The 1,034-nt window shown below is 36.5% G+C and carries 1 protein-coding gene; it reads right to left on the bottom strand.

The window, feature by feature from the left end; all coding sequences use genetic code 11:
• Positions 1 to 117 precede the first annotated feature (117 nt).
• A complete protein-coding gene (locus H8706_RS12065) occupies positions 118 to 852 on the bottom strand; it encodes a ParB/RepB/Spo0J family partition protein (protein WP_262432836.1) in 735 nt (244 codons plus the stop codon).
• Positions 853 to 1,034: the final 182 nt, after the last annotated feature.

Raw genomic sequence — 1,034 nt, 5'->3', positions numbered from 1 at the left:
ATGTTTCTCCGCCCATTGTTTTATCAGCCCGAATACAATACCTTCTATTTGTTCTTTCGAGTATTCTATCGGAAAGTATTCTCTGATTTGCTTATTCTTAATTGTGATATTAACCTTCTATGATTTTTTATCATATATCACGGATAATATTTTATCCTCATCAATCTTTCCGTCTTTTGAAAGGGATTTAATTCTTGACGCCCGCCCTACCGACAGCATTATCTCGTCATATTCCAAAATTTCTGCAATATATGCCTGTGCTTTGCTGCCGAGATATGAAAGTTCAACGCCGACTGTAAAAGGCATTCTCTTGTTGTCCACCATTTCAAGCAGTTTGTCGATAAGGTATGTTAATCTAATATATCTCTGCACCTGATTCTTGCTTTCACCGACCTGCTTGGCAAGCTGCATATCCGAGCGCATCCTTGTCTCATTTTTGGACAAGGTTAAATCCGTCCGCATACCCTGCCTTTTCATTGCATCAAGTTTTAGATTATATGCGAATGCCTTTTCGCTGGGAAGAATATTTTCTCTTTGCAGGTTCGAGTCAACAAGAAGTATCGCTGCTTCGTAATCATTAAGCTCCATCACCTGCGCCGGAAACTTGTGTATTTTTGCAATCTTACCCGCTGCAACTCTCCTATGTCCGGAAATAATTTCAAACTGCTCATTATCAAGTTTACGCACGATAATCGGTGACAAAATGCCGTTTTCTTTAATGCTTGTAATAAGTTCCTCCATACTTTTATCAAAAAGAACTTTATACGGCTGCTCATCAAACGGTATTAGTTTTGACTGATGAATCATTATAAACTCATTTGTTTTCCGATTTTCAAATTGCTTTCCCTTCATAATAAATCACTCCTAAACCATAAATTTGTGTATAACACACTTTTGCAAAAAGCAAAAGAGACCCATTATTCCGTATGGAACAATGAGTCTCACAACATTTAATAGGTATAAGTGTTTATCTTGTATTGATATTATATAAGTTGATTTGTAATCGGTAAAAAGAAAAAGTCCTTGAAACAGTT

Origin of the sequence: Qingrenia yutianensis, from assembly GCF_014385105.1 — a bacterium.
In the GTDB taxonomy this organism is placed as follows: Bacteria; Bacillota; Clostridia; order UMGS1810; family UMGS1810; genus Qingrenia; species Qingrenia yutianensis.
Note: the sequence above shows the minus strand (reverse complement) of the source record. Positions and strands in the feature narration are given on the sequence as shown.

Coding starts and splice junctions, on each gene's coding strand:
- H8706_RS12065 (WP_262432836.1), bottom strand. CDS start 852: ATGAAGGGAAAGCAATTTGAAAATCGGAAAACAAATGAGTTTATAATG.